This is a genomic window from Pseudoclavibacter sp. AY1F1, assembly GCF_002931075.1.
Taxonomy (GTDB): domain Bacteria; phylum Actinomycetota; class Actinomycetes; order Actinomycetales; family Microbacteriaceae; genus Pseudoclavibacter.
This window is the reverse complement of record NZ_PSTQ01000002.1, coordinates 398982-417157: the sequence shown is the minus strand read 5'-3', so window position 1 is coordinate 417157 and position 18176 is coordinate 398982. Positions and strand designations below refer to the sequence as shown.

Below are 18176 nucleotides of genomic sequence, written 5' to 3'. Positions count from 1 at the left end.
CTCCTTTGTGGCTCGACCTCTGCGGCTCGATCTCGACGTGACTGCAGCCCCGCCTGCGGGGCAGTCCTCCCCAACTCCTGGCTGAAAACCGGCATCTTCGCGGCACGCTCGCTAGGCTGACGGCCAGACAACCCCAGGGGGATACGCAGAGTGACTGACGCAGGAGCGGGCAGACAAGCCCAGAGGCCACGGTTCCCGAAGACGCTGGGCGATCTCACCGACCCGAGCAAGTGCCCGTCGTGCTTCGAGACCTACGGAGCGCCCGGAACCTCCTGCGTGCACTGCGGCTTCACACGTGATCAGGCCGTCATCGGCCGTCTCCTCGAGCTCGGAGCGCAAGCCCGAGACCCGCTGCTCGCCCGCGGCGAGTTCATCGTCGCGGCCAACGAACAGGCGCGCGCCGCGGCCGCCGCCGCGCTCCGCGCCGAGCAGGCACACGCCGAGCAGGCACGCCGCCAGCACGCGCTTCTGGAGCAGAAGCAGGGCAGCGAGGCGCTGCTGGCCGCCGACCACGCACGGCTCCTCGGTGGGGCGGCCGGCCATCTGGGGGCGGATGCAGCTGCCAGTGCGGCGCAGGCCGCCGCGGTGACGCCAGCTCCGGGTCGCCAGGCGCCGCAGCATCTCCCGCACGCGAATGTCCAGCATCCCCAGGTTGCGCAGCCCGCGCATCCGTCTGGCTCCGCACATACGTCTGACTCCGCACATCCGCCGGCCCCCGCACAGTCACCGGTCGACCGCTGGGCGGCACAGCGCGCCCCAGCAGCGCGTCAGGTTCCGCCCGCGCAGCCCCTGTTCCCTGCGCAGTCCCCTCAGCCGGCGCGGCCACGTCGCTCGAGCGTGCAGCTCCTGCTGCTTGTGCTCGGCATCGGGCTCCTCAGCATCGCCGCGATCGTCTTCCTCACCTTCGCGTGGGTCGTGTTCGGTGTCGAGGTCAAGGCCGCCATCACCGCAGGCGTGACGCTCGCGGTCATCGCAACCGCGAGCATCCTGAAGCGCCGAAGGCTCGCGGCCACGGCCGAGGGCATCGCAGCTCTTGGCATCGTCCTCGTGATCCTCGACGTGTGGGCCGTTCAGGCCACCGGCCTGTTCGGTGCTGACCGGGTTCCAGGGACGCTCTACTGGGGCGTCGGCCTGCTCGTCGCAACCGCAGCCTTCGAGGCGTGGCATCGCCTCGCCCACCTTCGAGCCCCTGGCATCGCCGCGAGCCTCACGGTGCTGCCCGCCATCGCCCTCACGGCCGCCGGGGCGACTCCGGGGATCCTCACCCCCGTCCAGCGACTTGTGCTCGCCCTTGTCCTCGCGGGGGCGGCGTCCGGTCTGCACGTGCTGCTGCGCGTCAGGCAGCCACCGCAGCTCAGCCAGGGGGCTCCGGCGAGCACCGCGGACTCGTTCAGCGACGCCACGCCGCGCTCACTCGAGCGCTGGATCCTCGCCGTCACTGGCGTCGTCGCCCTGAGCGCGGGCGTACTCGCCGGCGCGGCGGCCTCGACGGGCGACGAACCGTGGCTCGGCTACGGCCTGCTCTTCGCCCTTGCAGCGGCCTCCGCGGCTCTGCTCGCCTGGCTGATCAGCCGGGAGCGGGGAGCGCTCGGCGGCCGCAGCCTGCTCATCTCCTTCGGAATCCTCACCGCCCTCGCGCTCGGTGCCGTGCCGCTTGGCTTCGTCGGGCCGATTCGCCTTGCGCTCTCGCTTGCCCTCATTCCTGTGGCGCTCGCCGCGGTACAGGTGCTCCGGGCGCGCCTCTTCTCCTCGACGCACGCACAGGTCTCCTCGGCGCAAGCACAAGCCGCGTCGCTGCAGCTCGCCGTCACCGCCTGGACCTGGACGACCATCGCCGCCGCCGCCGTCCCGGTCATGTCCCTTGCCATCGACGTCGTGCACGTCGACTATCTCCGTGCGCTTGTCCGCGCCGACCAGGCGGGCATGGCAGAAGCCTTCGCGGGTGCAGAAAGCGGCACCTGGTGGGCCATAGCAACCGGCACGGTGGGCCTCGCGCTCGCCGCCGGCATCCTCCAGCTGGTTCCTGGGCGGATGCGGCAGCTCACTCCCGCGCTCACGGCAGCAGGATCGTTCCTCGCCTTGTGCGCCGCCGCCAGCGCACCCGACTCGTCGGGCGTCACCATCGCGAACCTGGCGATCGCCGCAGCGGCCGTCCTCGTCGCCATCAGGCTCGCGAGGGGCCCCGCCGCCACCGGCGCCGAGAACGCGCCGCCCAAGACCGCGTTGCGTGTTGTCGCCAAGTGCGTCGCCGCCGTCGCCATCCTCGCCATCATCGGCTCGGGGCTTGCGGTGCCCCCGCTCGAGATCGTCGCGCTTGTCGCCGCCGCCGCGCTCACCTTCTGCCTGCGCTTCTCGACGAGGGCCCCGGCAGCAGCGCTCCGGCCGGTCCTCACCGCGCTCACGGCAGTGCAGCTGCTCGCCGTTCCGCTCCTCGTCGCCTTCGTGCGCGACGCATGGAGCACGTCGAGCGCCTCCGGCACCAACCTCGCCATAACCTGCGCCTACCTCGGCATCGTGCTGCTCCTCACCGCGACGCTCCTACTCCCGCGGCCGTGGCTCGCCGCTGCGGAGCGCACCCTGCTGGCCTACACGGCAGCGCTCCCCGCCGCCGTGGCGTCGTTCGCTCTACTCGCCCTGGTCAGGTCGACGGCCAGCCGCAGCGACGATGGCGCCGCGCTGACTGCCGCCGCGTGGCCGCTCGGCGCGCTCTGGTTCGCGGGTGCCGCATTCGGCGGTCTGCTCTGCATCGCGATCGTCGTCGTGGCCCTGCGGCGAACCGAGGAGCGCGACGTGCCAGCGATCGCACCGCTCCTGGCAGTCCTCGCCCCGTCGCTCTGGGCAACCCTCGCAGCCGCGGTCACGTCGTCGGTGACTGCCCAGTACCTTCCAGCCGTCGCGGCATCGCTCGGCGTCGCAGCAGCCGCCCTGACCGCAGGTGGGATGCTCGCTGCCAGACTTCGCGGCGCGCCAGCGGCACGCGCCCTCCCCGCCGAGCTCGCGGCCGGCGCGGTAGCCGTCGTCTCACTCGCGAGCACCCCGGTCTTCACGAGCGCGTTCGGCCAGCCGGCGGGCGCCCAGTACTTCGCTGCGACAACCGCGGTCTCCGCTGCCGTGCCCATCCTGCTCGCGCTCTCCCCCTCCGGCCTGTTCCAGGCGCGAGGCCGAGCGTTTCTGGCATGGATCGGTGTCGGCCTCCTCACAGCCGCCTGGTACGTGTTCGCACTCGCGACGCCGGGCATCAGCACGCCAGAGGCCTTCCACCTTCCTGCAGGGATACCGCTTGTCGCGGCTGCACTGCTGCTCTGGTGGTTCGGCAGGGCCCGCAAAGCAGGCGAACCGGCCCGCGCGGCCGCCATCGTGCTCGCGAGTGGCCTCGCGCTGGCGTGTGTTGTCCCCGCGGTCGCTTCGGCCGACACTCCCACTGGCGCGCTGCTGTACTTCCTCATCGGCGCGGCCGTCGCTCTGGCTGTCGCGGGAGCGGTCAGCCTGCGCAGGCTCCCGTCCCATGCGCGACCGGTGCTCGTCTCGCTGAGCGCTTCGGCGGGCGGCGTCGCCTTGCTGGCGGCGCTCGCACACGTCGCAGCGAACCTCACCGGGGATGTGAACCGAAACGGGATGTTCTCCGCACTGCTCACGAGCGTGGAGGTGCTGATCTGGCTCACGGCCTGCGTGCTGCTGGTCGGCACGGTCACGTGGCTGCTGCTCCGCCCCGTCTGGGCAGCAGACGAGGCCAAGGCACGCCGGAGCTTCCTTGTCGCGCTGCTCGGCGCACTCGGCGCCGCCGTCCTGATCGGCCTCTTCCTCACCGTGCGCTTCGAGGGCAGCCTCCTGCTGCTGGGACTCGCGCTGCTCGCCTCGCTGATCGCAGCAGGCCTTCCCGTCAGGCTCCTCAGCCCGGCCGGACGCGCGGGAGTCGCCGTCGTCGGCTTCCTGTCCCTCGCATCGCAGAGCCTCTCCGTCGTGCGCTGGACCCCGACCGCGCCCGAGAACATCTGGATCGCGCAGCAGACCGGCATCACGGTGCTCCTGGTCGGCGTCGTCGCGGCTGCAATTCTCCTCGTCGTCCGTCTCATCTCCGAGGCAAGCCTCCTCACGAGGCTCCCGAGCTACACCGCCGGCGTCCTGGCGAGCTGGATGCTCGTCCACCACGCCCAGCTCATCCACCTCGGGACCACGAACCCGGTTCAGCTCGTCGCGACCGCCGGCGTGATCGGAGCGCTCACCGCGCTGCTCGGCGTGCTCCTGGCGCCGCACGGGGCCCGCCGAGGCGACGGCATCGCGCTCCGCACGCTCGGGCTCGGTACAGCGTTCCTCGGCACCGCGCTCGCACCGGCGGCGGCCTCGGCCGGGCTCGGCGACGGTCTCGACGACTGGACGCCGCTTCCGCTGGCGATCGCGCTCCTCGCAGCGACAGCGATCGTGTCGAGCGTGCAGCTCGGCGCTCGGTCGCCCTACGCCGCGCTTCGCTACCTCGGCGTGCCGGTGCTGGCACTCGCGTGGGTGTGGGAGGTGCTCGCGAACTGGGACGAAGCTTCCATCTTCGTCGCCTTCGGCGGCGCCTTCCTCGTGCTCTTCGCGGCCGGTGTCACGACGGCAAACCTCCACCCGCGCAGGGGCGAGCCGCGCGCATCCAGCGTCGAGAGCCTGCTGTGGCTCGCCGCGGCTCCCGGTATCTGGCTCAGTGCAGGAGCCATCGCAGCCGTGGCGCAGCCGCTCGATGCCGCAGGTCCGCGCATCCTGTCGCTGTCGGTGCCTGAGTTCGCACTTGCCCTCCTCACGCTCGCGATCGTCGTCGTGTGCACCGTCGTCCCCGTCGCTGCGTCGCTCCGAGCATCCGTCAACGCCCTCGGCGTCGGCGCCGCGATCTCGGCGGCCGTGCTCGGCCCCGCCCTCGTCCTCGCAGCCCAAGGGCCGCTGACTGCAATCGCACTGCCGCTCTGGGGTGTCCTCCCCGCCTGCCTCGTGCTGCTCTTCGCAAGCGCACTCTGGCGCCACCAGCACCAGCTCGAGAACCCACGCCTCGCATCCCTCGCATCGACCGTGCTCGTTCCAGTGGCGGTCGCAGCTCTTGTGGTGTCGTCTCTCCCGAGCATCCTGCGCGGCGAGGTCGCGAACACTCAGACGCTCGCGCTCACCTGGGTCGTCGCGCTGTGCGCGCTTGCGCTCACTGCGCTGCTCCGTCCTGAGCTCCTGCCGACGCTGGCCCGAGACAAGCAAGACGGCATGATGACACCAGGGGGGCCGCTAGCGCTGCGCCTGCCCGTCATGGCCTTCGCCTCGGCGACCCTGGTCGCGTTCATCGGCGTCGTGCAGAGCGAGAGCCCCGTCCGGTGGCTCGAACTCGCGACGGTCCCGCTCGCCGCGACCCTGCTCGCGGGTGGTGCGCATCTCCTCGCCAAGCGGCCAGCGCTGCGCAGCTGGCCAGCACTGGCCCCCGGGCTGACACTGCTCCTCGTGCCCAGCTACCTGGCGCAGTTCGCGGACCCCGCACCGTGGCGTCTCATCGCGGTTGGCCTCGTCGCCGTCGCAGTGACGATCTGGGGTGCCGTCGGGCGGCTTCAGGCACCGCTTGTCCTCGGCGCGATCATCACCGTGCTCCACGCTGTGACCGCATTCCGGCAGCAGCTTGCCGTGGTCGCAGGTGTTGTGCCCTGGTGGGTGTGGCTCGCGCTGGCGGGCACGGTGCTCGTGGTCATCGCCACCACGTACGAGGCGCGACTGCGCGACGCGAAGCGTGCCGCAGCATCCATCCGATCCCTGCGGTGAAGCCGCCGGAAGGTCAGAGCTGGCAGCCGGGGCACCAGTAGAGCTTGCGCGCCTGCATCTCCTCGAGCGCGATCGGGGTGCCGCAGACGCGGCACGGCTCCCCCGCGCGGCCATACACCCAATGCCGGTCCTCTCGGTTCTCGAGCGCGGCAGCCTTGGCCTTCCCGCGGAGCCCGTCGATCGTCATCATCTGGCCGACCTCGACGCCGATCTTGAGGAGCTTCGTCCAGTCGCGCCACAGCTCGCTGAGCTGCTCGTCGGTAAGTCGCGACGTCGGCGTGTGCGGGTTGATGCCGGCCCGGTAGAGCATCTCCGCCCGATACACGTTGCCGATCCCGCTGACGACCTGCTGATCCATGAGCACGATCCCGATCGGCGTGCGCTTCCCCCTGGCGCGCTCGAGGAACCGCGCCTCGGCCTTCGCGCCGCGGTCGACAAGCGGGTCAGGTCCGAGCTTGTTGATGCGCGCGGCGACCTCGTCGCCCGTCATGAGCTCGCACGCCGTCGGCCCACGCAGGTCGGCACACGTCTCGGAGGTGAGGAGGCGAAGACGCACAGCACCGACGGGCTCAGGGGGCCACTGCGAGAGCTCCTGCTCGCGCTCGGCCTCCGCCATCTTCAGGCGCGTGCGACGCGGAGCGCCGATGCTCGCCAGAGAGGTCTCGCCCCGCGAGTCCTCGATCGTCACACCGGGACGCTTCCGCGAGTACTCCCCCGTCTGCCCGAGCGTCGTCGACACCTGGCCCGAGAAGTCCCAGGCACCGTAGATGCCGAGGTGCACGCGGAGCCAGACGCCACCGTCGAAGCGCGAGAACATGTGCTTGCCGACGGCAAACGTCTCAATCATCTCGCGGCCGTCGATCTCCCCGGCACCCTCAGCGAAGCGGCCCTGGGGGGACGATGCGGCGACCGCTCGCCCGGCGAAGTTCGCCGTGAACTGCCGAGCGATGCGGTGGACGGAGTGGCCCTCAGGCATTCCCCGCCGGCGTCTCCGACTCCACCATCGGCGGCACGACCGTACCAACGGCACCGAGCACGGACTTGCCGGCGATCTTGCCGGTCTGCTCGTACTCGGCCAGCTGCGAGATGCGACGCAGGTGCCGCTCCTCGCCCGGGAACGGCTCAGCGATGAAGACGTCGATGAAACGCAGCACGTCGACGATCTCGTGCTGCCTCGCGCCGATCGAGATCACATTGGCGTTGTTGTGCTCGCGGGCGAGCTGCGCCGTGGCGTCGCTCCAGGCCAGCGCGGCGCGCACGCCCGTGACCTTGTTGGCCGCGATCTGCTCGCCGTTGCCCGAGCCGCCGAAGACCACGCCGAGCGACTTGGAGCCGTTGGCCCAGTCGTTGGCGACGGCCTGGGCGGCGTTGATGCAAAACGACGGGTAGTCGTCGAGGGGGTCGTACTCGGCGGGCCCGTGGTCGACGACCTCGTGGCCCTGGTCGCTCAGATGCTGCTGCAGCTGCTGCGAGAACTCGAGTCCGGCGTGGTCCGTAGCGACGTGGATGCGCATCAGTCGAACACCGGTCCGCGGGTGCGGCTGCGCTTGAGCTCGAAGAAGCCGTCGACGGACGCCGCCATGACAACGCCGTCGAAGAGACGAAGCGCCTCCTCGCCCTTCGGAGCCGGGGAGATGACTGGGCCGAAGAACGCCACGCCGTCGATCGCGATGATCGGCGTGCCGACCTCATCTCCGACGCGCTCCATGCCGGAGAGGTGGCTCGCGCGGTAGCGCTCGTCGAACTCGCCTGCATCGGCACGCTCGACGATCGACTGCGGGATCTCGAGCTCGGCGATGGCCTCCTGCAGCACCACGTCGCGGTCCTTGCGTCCGCCCGGGTGGATGCGCGTGCCGAGCGCGTCATAGAGCGCTTTGACCTTGTCGTTCCCAAGGTCCTGCTCGACGCCAGCGACGACGCGGCCGAGGCGGGACGTTCCCTGCAGCATGTCGCGGTACGACTGCGGGATGTCCTTCTCCTCGTTCAGGAGCTCCAAGCTCATGATGTGCCAGGTGACATCAAGGTCACGCTGACTGGCGACCTCGTCGATCCACCGCGAGGTCATCCAAGCGAATGGGCAGATCGGGTCGAACCAGAAATCTACTTTGATCGGTGCGGGCATACGCATAAGCCTACTCGGCAGGACTAGGCTGGCCGCGCCGCAGGCCCGGAACACCCGGGCCCCCTGACACCAAAGGAGCTGGAATGCCCGGAGAGAACCTGACTCGCGCTGAGTCGGTCGAGCGTCGAGGAGTTGTGCTCGGTGTCGAGCACTACGACGTCGCCCTCGACCTCACGACGGGTCCTGAGACGTTCCGCTCGATCACGACGGTGACGTTCTCGGCAGTTCCGGGCGCGTCCACCTTCATCGACGCCATCACCCGCCAGGTGCACAGTGTTGTGCTCAACGGCGAGGCGCTCGACGTCTCGGCCGTGAACGACGGTGTGCGCATCCAGTTGCCGAACCTGGCCGAGCACAACACGCTGACCGTCGACGCCGATGCGATCTACATGCACACGGGTGAGGGCCTTCACCGCTTCGTCGACCCCGCCGACGGCGAGGTCTACCTCTACTCGCAGTTCGAGGTGCCGGACTCCCGCCGCATGTTCACGGTGTTCGAGCAGCCCGACCTGAAGGCGAACTTCTCCTTCCACGTCACGGCCCCCGCCTCCTGGCAGGTCATCTCCAACGAGCCGTCGCAGGCGCCTCAGCCCATCGACGATGAGCGCGCCGTCTGGCACTTCGCGACCACGCCGCGCATCTCGAGCTACATCACGGCGCTCGTCGCGGGTCCCTACACGGTCGTGCGCGACGAGCTCACGTCCATCGACGGCCGCACGATCCCGCTCGCCGTCTACTGCCGCACATCCCTCGCGCCGAACCTCGACGCCGACAACATCTTCCGCACCACGAAGCAAGGCTTCGAGTACTACGAGAAGGCCTTTGGGGTTCCGTACCCGTTCACGAAGTACGACCAGCTCTTCGTGCCCGAGTTCAACGCTGGCGCTATGGAGAACGCGGGCTGCGTCACGTTCACCGAGTCCTACGTCTTCCGCTCGAAGGTCGCGGATGCGGTGCGTGAGCGCCGCGTCGTCACGATCCTGCACGAGCTGGCCCACATGTGGTTCGGCGACCTCGTCACCATGAAGTGGTGGAACGACCTGTGGCTCAACGAGTCATTCGCTGAGTTCATCTCGACCCTTGCGACAGCTGAGGCGACGGAGTGGACCGAGAACTGGGTCACCTTCAACGCCAGCGAGAAGTCCTGGGCCTACCGCCAGGATCAGCTGCCCTCCACGCACCCGATCGTCGCCGAGATCCGCGACCTCGACGACGTGCAGGTCAACTTCGACGGCATCACGTACGCCAAGGGCGGCTCCGTCCTCAAGCAGCTCTTCGCCTGGGTCGGCCGCGACGCCTTCTTCGCCGGCATCAACGCGTACTTCACCAAGCACGCCTGGGGCAACACGGAGCTGCGCGACCTGCTCGCCGAGCTCGAGGTCACGAGTGGCCGCGACCTCACCGAGTGGAGCGCCAAGTGGCTCGAGACGGCCGGCGTCAACACGCTGCGCCCCGTGTACGAGCTCGACGAGCAGGGCAACTTCGCGTCGTTCGCAATCGAGCAGACGGCAACCGCAGAGCACCCCACGATCCGTCCGCACCGCCTCGCGATTGGCCTCTACAACGTGCAGGGCGACGAGCTCGTCCGCATCCACCGCTTCGAACTCGACGTCGACGGCGAGCGCACCGAGGTCCCGAGCTTCATCGGCGGGGCCCTCCCCGACCTCATCATCGTGAACGACGACGACCTCGCGTACACGAAGATCCGCCTCGACGCGCATTCGGTCGCGACGGTGCAGCAGCACCTGCCCAAGCTCCGCGCACCCCTCTCCCGCTCGCTCGTGGTCAGCTCGCTCTGGGACGCGACTCGGGATGCGGAGCTGCGCGCGCGCGACTTCATTCGCGCCGTCCTTGGCGTCATCGGCACCGAAACCGAGTCGACGACGCGCCGCACGGTGCTTGGCCAGCTCACCTCGGCGGCGAAGTTCTACACGGCGCCGGAAGACCGCGCCGAGATCGTCGAGGTCGTCACCGATGAGCTGTTCGAGCTCGCGAAGCAGGCCGAGGCGGGTTCAGACGCGCAGTTCAGCTTCGTGAAGGCGTTCGCCTCCCTCGCGGCAACCGACCCGCAGCTCGACGCCGTCGCGGCGCTCTTCGATGGCACCTTCAAGCTCGAGGGCCTCGAGATCGACACCGACCTCGGCTGGGAGCTGCTCTACGCGCTTGTCGCCGGCGGCCGCGCTGGCGAGGCGGAGATCGCTGCACGGCTCGAGAGCGACCGCACTGCGGACGGCGAGCGCAGCGCTGCTCACGCACGCGCGGCGCTCCCGACGCCCGACGGCAAGGAAGCAGCCTGGACATCCGTCATGGATCGCTCGGACGCGACCAACGCCATCGTGCGGGCCACTGTCGCCGGCTTCGACAGGGTCAACGACGAAACGCTCCTCGAGCCGTTCGTCGACCGCTACTTCGGTCACATCTCGACGATCTGGGCTGACCGCAGCTTCCAGATCGCTGAGACGCTCATCGAGGGCTTCTTCCCGGCCGGCCTTGCGACCGAGCGCATCCGAGACGCCGCAGATGCGTGGCTCGCGAACAACGAGGGCGCGGCCCCCGCGTTCCGCCGCATGATCATCGAGGGTCGCGCAGGAGTTGTGCGCGCCCTGGCAGCTCAGGAGCGTGACGCGCAGTCCGAGTAGTTCTGCTGCAACACGAAGAGGTCGCTTCCCTGCCGGGAGGCGACCTTTTCGCGTTGCGGTTGTCTTCTCCGCCAGCCCGTGCAGTTACTGGGCGAGTGCGGCCTCGATGGCCGAGACGACCTCTGGCGCGTCGGGTTCGGTCGTCGGGCGGAAGCGAGTGACGGTCCCGTCCCGGCCGATGAGGAACTTCTCGAAGTTCCAGCTCACGCGCCCCGCCTTGCCGTTCGCATCCGGAGTCTTCGTCAGCTCCGCGTAGAGCGGGTGCGCCGACCGCCCATTGACCTTGACCTTCTCGAACATCGGGAAGCTGACGCCCCACGTGAGCGAGCAGTACTCCTTGATCTTGTCGGTGTCGGAGTACTCCTGCAGGAACTGGTTGCTCGGGAAGCCGAGCACCGTGAATCCCTGCGCGCCGTACTGGCGCTGCAGCTCCTCCAGCTTCTCGTACTGCCCGGAGAGCCCACACTTCGAGGCGACGTTCACCACAAGCTTCACCGGCTCGTAGGCTGCGAGCTTCTTGGCCTCGCCGTCGATGGTGGTGACTTCGATGTCGTTCACATTCAGGCTCATACGGAGGGCAACCGGATGCGAGGCTCACCTATTCCTCGCACGCCGCTCACACGAGACGGATAGGCGCATCCGCCTACACTCGTTGCGCTATGGCAGAATTCTGGACTTCCCTCACGACCGCGCTCACCCCCTTCGACATCCCCATCACGATCGTCTTCTACATCCTCGGAGCATTCGTCTTCCGCTGGATCCTGCTGAAGCTCATCGACCGTTCGGTGAAGCAGATCGTGAGCGGCGTCAAGAAGAAGCGCGGGGTTACAGATACGCAGGCGCTGTCGGTGCGCTCACCGCTGGCAGCGGTGCGCACCGTGCAGCGCACCCGCACCATCGGGTCCGTACTGACGAACATCGTGAACGTCGTCGTGGTCGTGATCCTCGTCGTCATGATCATCGCCAAGATCGACCCTGGCATCCTCGCGTCGCTGTCCATCCTGAGCGCTGCGGTCGGTGCCGGTCTCGGTTTCGGCGCGCAGCGTATCGTCGGCGACGTCCTCAACGGCCTGTTCATGGTGATGGAAGACCAGCTCGGCGTCGGAGACGTCATCGACATGGGCGAGGCGACGGGTGTCGTCGAGAAGGTCGGAGTGCGCATCACGCAGATCCGCGACGTCGAGGGGACGCTGTGGTTCGTCCGCAATGGCGAGATCCAACGCGTCGGCAGCTTCTCACAGGGCTGGAACCGGGTCGTCTTCGACCTCGCGGTACCGTACGAGACCTCACGCGCGCACGTCGAGCGCGTCATGCTGCACGCCGCAAAGGAGCTCACGGAGGACCCGGAATGGCTCGACTACTTCATCGACACCCCGGAAATGTGGGGCATGGAGTCGATCTCCTCTGACGCCGTGGTCCTTCGTCTCACCATTCGCGTCCGCCCCGGCACGCGTTGGGAAGTGGAGCGCGAGCTCCGTGCCCGCACGCAGGACGCGCTAAAGTCGGCCGATATCAATCTGCCATCCCTCAAGGCAATCGTGCTCGACGGGGCTGACGGCCAGTCCACAACGGGAGGGACCGCCTGATGACCGGCAACCCCATCCACCTGCGAGCCTCCGAAGGCGGGGCCGCAGCCGTGCCGACGCTCTACGAGGAGATCGGCGGCATGCCGGCGTTCGACAAGCTCGCGGCGGCCTTCTACGAGGGTGTCCGTCAGGACCCCCTGATGTGGCGCATGTACCCACAGGACGACTTGGACGGTGCCACCTGGCGCCTCGGGCACTTCCTCGCCCAGTACTTCGGAGGGCCAAGCGAGTACAGCGCCGAGCGCGGGCACCCGCGCCTCCGGATGCGCCACAACGGGTTCCACATCAACCCGGAGGCGCGAGAGCACTGGCTACGGCACATGCACGCCGCAATGGACCAGCTCGACCTCTCCCCCATCCACCGCCAGCAGATGGCCGACTACTTCGACCGAGCGGCCACCGCCATGGTCAACACGTTCGAGCCGAGCCCAGGAGCCGAAGCCGACTCCTGAGCCCGGCCTGACCGGCCTGGGTGCGAGACGCCTCCTGCTTAGACGACGCCCTGTGCGAGCATCGCGTCGACAACCCGGGAGAATCCGGCGATGTTGGCGCCGAGCACGTAGTCGTCCGGCTTGCCGTACTCGCTCGCGGTCTCCTGGCAACGCGTGTGGATGTCACGCATGATCTCCGTCAGGCGAGCCTCGGTGTGCTCGAACGACCACGAATCACGCTGCGCGTTCTGCTGCATCTCGAGCGCGCTTGTTGCCACGCCGCCAGCGTTTGCGGCCTTGGCCGGGCCGAAGAGGACGCCATCCTCGGCGCGGAAGCGCTCGGCTGCGGCTTTCGTGCACGGCATGTTCGCACCCTCGGCGACGACGCGCACACCGTTCTCGATGAGCGCCGCGGCGGCTTCCCCGTCGAGCTCGTTCTGCGTCGCGCAGGGCAGTGCGATATCGACGGGCACGCGCCAGATGGCGCCAGGCTCGGCGAGGAACTCGGAACGACCGCCCACCCGGTCCACGTACTCGCTGATTCGTCCGCGGTCGACGAGCTTGAGCTGCTTGAGCACCTCGAGGTTGATGCCGTCCGGGTCGTGGATCGCACCGGAGGAGTCGCTCGCCGTGACGACCTTCGCGCCGAGAGCCTGCGCCTTCTCGATGGCGTAGATCGCAACGTTGCCGGAACCGGAGACCGCGACCCGCTTGCCATCGAGGTCATCACCGACCGCGCCGAGCATCTCCTTCGCGAAGAGGACCGTCCCGTATCCCGTGGCCTCCGGTCGGACCAGCGACCCGCCCCACGTCATTCCCTTGCCCGTCAGCACGCCTGCTTCGAAGCGGTTCGTGAGGCGCTTGTACTGGCCGAACATGTAGCCGATCTCGCGCCCTCCGACACCGATGTCCCCGGCGGGCACGTCGGTGTGCTCCCCGATGTGACGGAACAGCTCCGACATGAACGACTGGCAGAACGCCATGATCTCGCGCTCGCTGCGACCCCGAGGGTCGAAGTCCGCGCCACCCTTCGCGCCGCCGATCGGCATGCCGGTGAGCGAGTTCTTGAAGATCTGCTCGAAGCCGAGGAACTTCACGATGCCGAGGTTCACCGAAGGGTGGAACCGCAGCCCGCCCTTGTACGGGCCGAGCGCCGAGCTGAACTCCACCCGGTAGCCGCGGTTGATCTGCACATGGCCGTTGTCGTCGACCCACGGCACCCGGAAGATGATCTGCCGCTCGGGCTCGCTCAGCCGTCGAATCACCGCGAGCTCGAAGTACTCCGGGTGGCGGTCGAGAACCGGACCGAGCGTGTCGAGCACCTCCGCAACAGCCTGATGGAACTCCGGTTCGCCCGCGTTCCTGGCGAAGATATCGGCCTTCAGTCGATCGATGCTGCGGTCCATGGGGTCCTCCGGGGGTGAGGCGCACGGGGGGTGCGCGGATGCTGAGCGAGAGACTCGCTCAGGGGCGGCGGCAGCGCTTAGCGTGCCGAGTTGGATCGCAGGAGCACGTTGCCCTGCGTGGTTTCGAGGCGGAGCCAGGCTCCGGCGGCGAGGATGCGGGCGTCTTCGCCCGAGCGCAGGAAGCCGAGGCTCAGGGCAGCGAAGGCGGCCCCGCTGGTCAGCCCGCTCTGCTCGTCGACCACGCGCGTCCAGACGTCCGTGCGCACCCGTTCGACAAGCGCTGTCCCGAGGTTCCCTGGCACAGCCTCGGCAACCTCGGCGATGCCCTGATCAGCCGCCGCGATGAGCCTGGCCGCTGGCAGAACTCCGACGACGCCCCACCCGCCGGTCGGCGCTGCGATGCCCGCCCACGACTCGCGGAGACGCTCGGGCGGCACTCTGAGATCGAACCCGACTGTCGCATCCGCCCGACCGTCTGCGTCTGCACTGGCGTCTTTGTGCTCGTCTGCGCTGGAGCCTCCCTTTCCGCTGCGAAGCCGAGCGAGCCGGTCCAGCAGCGCCCGCAACGGCACGGTCACGTCGAACGCTCCAGCGTGCACGTCGTCGTCTGTAGCCCGCAGGAGCTCGGCGCGAAGGGCGCGAACACCCAGCACGAGCGGCGAAGCGTCGAGAATGCCCTGCGGTCGAAGCACCGGCACCCAGAACGCAGCGACTCCACCGGTCGCGACGATCCGCACGGCACCGTCTTCGACGCGGCCGGCTCGACCCAAGAACGATTCGAGGTCGCGAGCAGCACGGAGGTCGAAGATGCGGAGGACGGGAGACATTGTCTCCTAACCTACCCAGTTCTCGTGGGGCGGCGGGTCTCTAGACTGCAGGGATGGCAGATCTGCTCCCCGAGTCGCCCTCGCACTCGTCCGTGCCGCACCAGCCGGCCCCGCTCTCGTTCGACGCACTCGAGGCGCTGTCGCCCATCGAGGCGTTCCTGCACACGCTCGACCTCACGGACACTGGTGCGCGAACTCGCGAGGATATCTTCACCGGGCCGAGTCAGTGGATGCCGCACGGCCGCGTCTTCGGCGGCCAGGTCGCCGCCCAATCGCTGGTCGCTGCCGCCCGGACTGTCGCCGATGGCCGTCCGGTGCACTCCATGCACGGCTATTTCCTTCGCCCTGGCGACGTGAAGCTGCCCATCACGTTCGCGGTCGATCGCATCCACGACGGTAACTCGTTCACGACTCGCGCGGTCAGCGCCTTCCAGAGCGGTCAGCCGATCTGGTCGATGATCGCTTCGTTCCAGGACGTCGACGAGGGCTTCGAACACGAGGTGGCGATGCCGGAGGGCATCCCCGACCCGGAGGACCTGCCGAGCGAGGCCGACCTGCTCGAGACGGTCAAGGCGGCGCTCGGATCCGAGGCGCCGGAGTCGCTCGCCGCCTACTGGCTGTTGAAGCGACCGTTCACGATGCGCCACGTGAACGGGCCCGTGTATCTCGAGCCCGCGAGCGACCCGACGCCCGCGCAGGCGGTGTGGATCAAGGCGGTCGAGCGCATGCCGGACGACCCGCTGCTGCACCGCGCGGCCATCGCGTACGCGAGCGATTACTCGATCCTCGAGCCCATCATGCGCGGGCACGGCCTCACGTGGTCGACGCCGGGGCTGCGCGCGGCGAGCCTCGATCATGGCGTCTGGTGGCACCGGGATGCACGCGCTGACGAGTGGCTGCTGTACGTGCAGGACTCCCCCGTCGCGCGCGGTGGCCGCGGCCTGTCGCGCGGGCAGCTGTTTTCGCGTGACGGTGCACTGGTCGCGACGGTCGCTCAGGAGGGCATGGTGCGCCGCAAGCGCGGTTGATGCGCCGCTACGGCGGTGGAGGAGCCGTCTGAGGTCTCGGCGTTGGCTAGGCGTTGCCGCGTCCGCCGCGGAATCTGAGGGGCTCGTCGAGGTACGGCGTCCAGGCCTCGCGTTCACGGTCGTTGATGCGGCGAGGTCGCTGCGTCTCGGCGTCGATGAAGACGAGGGTCGAGGATGCGATGACGTACCGCACTCGCTCTGCGCCGGCTGGCTCTCCTTCTGCGGGGCTCCAAATCTCGTAGTCGACCTCGGCGCTGGCGGCTCCCATCTTCGAGATCCACAGCTGCACATCGAGCGGCTTCGTCGAGTACGGGATGGGGGCCAGGTACTCGATCTCGTTGCGAGCGATGAGCGTCAGCGTGTCACCGCCCTCGGCGGCGGCGTCGATGATGGCGAGCGGACGCTCTTCGTCGTTGGAGGCGCCGATGTTCCAGAACGCGCGGACTCTGGCCTCCTCGAGGAGGGTGAGGACCCGTGAGTTGTTGACGTGGTTGTAGGCGTCGAGGTCGCTCCAGCGGAGGAGCGTTGGGACGTGGAAGCGCATCGGTGTGGGTGGTCCTTCTGGTCAGGGGCGGCGCGTCTGGAGAGAGCGTGACCGGGGGTGGCGAGACTGGAGGTAGCGGGGACGAGGAAACCCCGAGGCCGCGCTGTGCGGCCCCGGGGTTCCGGTTGGGACTAGTCCCTGGTGAGCTTGCGGTAGGTCATCCGCGACGGCTTGGCCGCGTCTGGCCCGAGGCGCTCGATCTTGTTCTCCTCGTAGCCTTCGAAGTTGCCCTCGAACCAGTGCCAGCGGCTCGGCTCTTCCTCGGTGCCCTCATAGGCGAGGATGTGCGTGGCGATGCGGTCGAGGAACCACCGGTCGTGCGTGATGACCACGGCGCATCCGGGGTACTCGAGCAGCGCGTTTTCGAGGCTCGACAGGGTTTCGACGTCGAGGTCGTTCGTGGGCTCGTCGAGCAGCAGCAGGTTGCCGCCCTGCTTGAGCGTGAGCGCCAGGTTGAGGCGGTTGCGCTCACCACCGGAGAGCACCCCGGCCTTCTTCTGCTGGTCTGGACCCTTGAACCCGAACGTGGAGACGTATGCGCGGGAGGGGATCTCGACGTTCCCGACCTGCATGTAGTCGAAGCCGTCCGAGACGACTTCCCACACGTTCTTCTCTGGGTCGATGCCGCCGCGCGACTGGTCGACGTAGGAGAGCTTGACCGTCTCGCCGATCTTGAGCTCGCCACCGTCCAGCTCCTCGAAGCCGACGATCGATTCGAAGAGCGTCGTCTTTCCCACGCCGTTGGGGCCGATGATGCCGACGATGCCGTTGCGGGGCAGGGAGAAGCTGAGGTCGTCGATAAGCACACGCTCGCCGAAGCCCTTCTTCAGCTTGTTGGCCTCAAGGACGATGCTGCCGAGGCGCGGGCCCGCGGGGATCTGGATCTCTTCGAAGTCGAGCTTCCTTGTGCGCTCGGCCTCGGAAGCCATCTCCTCGTACCTAGCGAGACGCGCCTTCGACTTCGCCTGACGCCCCTTGGCGTTCGTGCGAACCCAGGCGAGTTCCTCTTCGAGGCGCTTTGCGAGCTTCTGGTCCTTCTTGCCCTGAACCTGGAGTCGTTCCTGCTTCTTCTCGAGGTAGCTCGAGTAGTTGCCCTCGTATCCGTGGAGGCGTCCGCGGTCGATCTCGGCGATCCACTGGGCGACGTGGTCGAGGAAGTACCGGTCGTGCGTGATGGCGATGACTGCGCCTGGGTACTTCTGGAGGTGCTGCTCGAGCCAGAGCACGCTTTCAGCGTCAAGGTGGTTCGTGGGCTCGTCGAGCAGCAGCAGATCGGGCTTCTCGAGGAGGAGCTTGCAGAGCGCGACGCGGCGCTTCTCTCCACCGGAGAGGACACTGACATCGGCGTCTGCCGGTGGGAGGCGGAGGGCGTCCATCGCCTGCTCGAGCTGCGAGTCGAGATCCCAGGCATCAACGTGGTCGATGTACTCCTGGAGCGTGCCCATCTCTTCCATGAGCGCGTCGAAGTCGGCGTCAGGCTCAGCCATGAGCGCCGAGATCTCGTTGAAGCGGTCGAGCTTCGCCTTCGTCTCCGCAACACCGAGCTCGACGTTCTCGCGAACTGTCTTCGTCTCGTCGAGCTCCGGCTCCTGCATGAGGATGCCGACCGTGAACCCCGGGGTGAGGGTCGCGTCACCGTTCGAGGGCGTGTCGAGGCCAGCCATGATCTTGAGGATCGTCGACTTACCGGCCCCGTTGGGGCCGACCATGCCGATCTTGGCGCCTGGGAGGAACGACATCGTCACGTCGTCCAGAATGAGCTTGTCTCCGACCGCCTTGCGGGCGCGGATCATCTGATAAATGTACTCGGCCATGGGTTCCAGTCTA

At 68.3% G+C, this 18176-nt stretch carries 13 protein-coding genes; 5 read left to right on the top strand and 8 right to left on the bottom strand.

Features of this window, described 5'->3' with window-relative positions:
• Nucleotides 1-150: 150 nt before the first annotated feature.
• Nucleotides 151-5766, top strand: coding sequence for an SCO7613 C-terminal domain-containing membrane protein (locus C5B85_RS06060; protein ID WP_181064301.1), 5616 nt, complete (start codon nucleotides 151-153; stop codon nucleotides 5764-5766).
• A gap of 13 nt (nucleotides 5767-5779) precedes the next feature.
• Here C5B85_RS06060 and C5B85_RS06055 read toward each other — a convergent pair whose 3' ends face one another.
• Genes C5B85_RS06055 through C5B85_RS06045 form a run of 3 tightly spaced genes read right to left on the bottom strand, consistent with a single transcriptional unit; the run spans nucleotide 5780 to nucleotide 7888 of the window.
• Nucleotides 5780-6742, bottom strand: coding sequence for an Fpg/Nei family DNA glycosylase (locus tag C5B85_RS06055; protein WP_104285112.1), 963 nt, complete (start codon nucleotides 6740-6742; stop codon nucleotides 5780-5782).
• Complete coding sequence (locus C5B85_RS06050; protein WP_104285111.1) at nucleotides 6735-7280, bottom strand: ribose-5-phosphate isomerase; 546 nt, start codon at nucleotides 7278-7280, stop codon at nucleotides 6735-6737. Before C5B85_RS06050 ends, C5B85_RS06055 begins: the two co-directional genes overlap by 8 nt.
• A complete protein-coding gene (locus tag C5B85_RS06045) occupies nucleotides 7280-7888 on the bottom strand; it encodes a DsbA family protein (RefSeq protein ID WP_146077863.1) in 609 nt (202 codons plus the stop codon). Before C5B85_RS06045 ends, C5B85_RS06050 begins: the two co-directional genes overlap by 1 nt.
• An 83-nt stretch (nucleotides 7889-7971) precedes the next feature.
• Here C5B85_RS06045 and pepN point away from each other — a divergent pair, with 83 nt between their 5' ends.
• A complete protein-coding gene (gene pepN / locus C5B85_RS06040; protein ID WP_104285109.1) occupies nucleotides 7972-10527 on the top strand; it encodes an aminopeptidase N in 2556 nt (851 codons plus the stop codon).
• Nucleotides 10528-10611: 84 nt separating this feature from the next.
• Here pepN and C5B85_RS06035 read toward each other — a convergent pair whose 3' ends face one another.
• The gene (locus C5B85_RS06035; protein ID WP_374953087.1) at nucleotides 10612-11091 is read right to left on the bottom strand and encodes a glutathione peroxidase; all 480 of its coding nucleotides are present in this window, start codon (nucleotides 11089-11091) and stop codon (nucleotides 10612-10614) included.
• 95 nt (nucleotides 11092-11186) lie between these two features.
• Between C5B85_RS06035 and C5B85_RS06030 the strand changes: the two genes are divergently transcribed.
• Complete coding sequence (locus tag C5B85_RS06030) at nucleotides 11187-12113, top strand: mechanosensitive ion channel family protein (protein ID WP_104285107.1); 927 nt, start codon at nucleotides 11187-11189, stop codon at nucleotides 12111-12113.
• On the top strand, nucleotides 12113-12565 hold the full coding sequence (locus C5B85_RS06025; protein WP_104285106.1) for a globin: 453 nt from the start codon (nucleotides 12113-12115) through the stop codon (nucleotides 12563-12565). Before C5B85_RS06030 ends, C5B85_RS06025 begins: the two co-directional genes overlap by 1 nt.
• A 38-nt stretch (nucleotides 12566-12603) precedes the next feature.
• Here the strand turns inward: C5B85_RS06025 and gdhA are convergent, their stop codons facing one another.
• Nucleotides 12604-13950: an NADP-specific glutamate dehydrogenase gene (gdhA, locus tag C5B85_RS06020; RefSeq protein ID WP_104285105.1), complete on the bottom strand. Its 1347-nt coding sequence runs from the start codon at nucleotides 13948-13950 to the stop codon at nucleotides 12604-12606.
• Nucleotides 13951-14027: 77 nt separating this feature from the next.
• A complete protein-coding gene (locus C5B85_RS06015; RefSeq protein WP_104285104.1) occupies nucleotides 14028-14777 on the bottom strand; it encodes a hypothetical protein in 750 nt (249 codons plus the stop codon).
• 146 nt (nucleotides 14778-14923) lie between these two features.
• On the opposite strand from C5B85_RS06015, the gene C5B85_RS06010 reads away from it, so the two are divergent.
• Entirely contained in the window at nucleotides 14924-15805 is an 882-nt protein-coding gene (locus C5B85_RS06010; RefSeq protein ID WP_374953086.1) for an acyl-CoA thioesterase, read from the top strand.
• A gap of 46 nt (nucleotides 15806-15851) precedes the next feature.
• On the opposite strand, the gene C5B85_RS06005 is transcribed toward C5B85_RS06010, so the two are convergent.
• Entirely contained in the window at nucleotides 15852-16349 is a 498-nt protein-coding gene (locus C5B85_RS06005; RefSeq protein WP_104285102.1) for a thioesterase family protein, read from the bottom strand.
• 131 nt (nucleotides 16350-16480) lie between these two features.
• Nucleotides 16481-18163, bottom strand: coding sequence for an energy-dependent translational throttle protein EttA (gene ettA / locus C5B85_RS06000; protein ID WP_104285101.1), 1683 nt, complete (start codon nucleotides 18161-18163; stop codon nucleotides 16481-16483).
• Between the last annotated feature and the right edge of the window lie 13 nt (nucleotides 18164-18176).

Coding starts and splice junctions, on each gene's coding strand:
- C5B85_RS06045 (WP_146077863.1), bottom strand. CDS start 7,888: ATGCCCGCACCGATCAAAGTAGATTTCTGGTTCGACCCGATCTGCCCA.
- pepN (WP_104285109.1), top strand. CDS start 7,972: ATGCCCGGAGAGAACCTGACTCGCGCTGAGTCGGTCGAGCGTCGAGGA.
- C5B85_RS06050 (WP_104285111.1), bottom strand. CDS start 7,280: ATGCGCATCCACGTCGCTACGGACCACGCCGGACTCGAGTTCTCGCAG.
- ettA (WP_104285101.1), bottom strand. CDS start 18,163: ATGGCCGAGTACATTTATCAGATGATCCGCGCCCGCAAGGCGGTCGGA.
- gdhA (WP_104285105.1), bottom strand. CDS start 13,950: ATGGACCGCAGCATCGATCGACTGAAGGCCGATATCTTCGCCAGGAAC.
- C5B85_RS06005 (WP_104285102.1), bottom strand. CDS start 16,349: ATGCGCTTCCACGTCCCAACGCTCCTCCGCTGGAGCGACCTCGACGCC.
- C5B85_RS06030 (WP_104285107.1), top strand. CDS start 11,187: ATGGCAGAATTCTGGACTTCCCTCACGACCGCGCTCACCCCCTTCGAC.
- C5B85_RS06025 (WP_104285106.1), top strand. CDS start 12,113: ATGACCGGCAACCCCATCCACCTGCGAGCCTCCGAAGGCGGGGCCGCA.
- C5B85_RS06055 (WP_104285112.1), bottom strand. CDS start 6,742: ATGCCTGAGGGCCACTCCGTCCACCGCATCGCTCGGCAGTTCACGGCG.
- C5B85_RS06015 (WP_104285104.1), bottom strand. CDS start 14,777: ATGTCTCCCGTCCTCCGCATCTTCGACCTCCGTGCTGCTCGCGACCTC.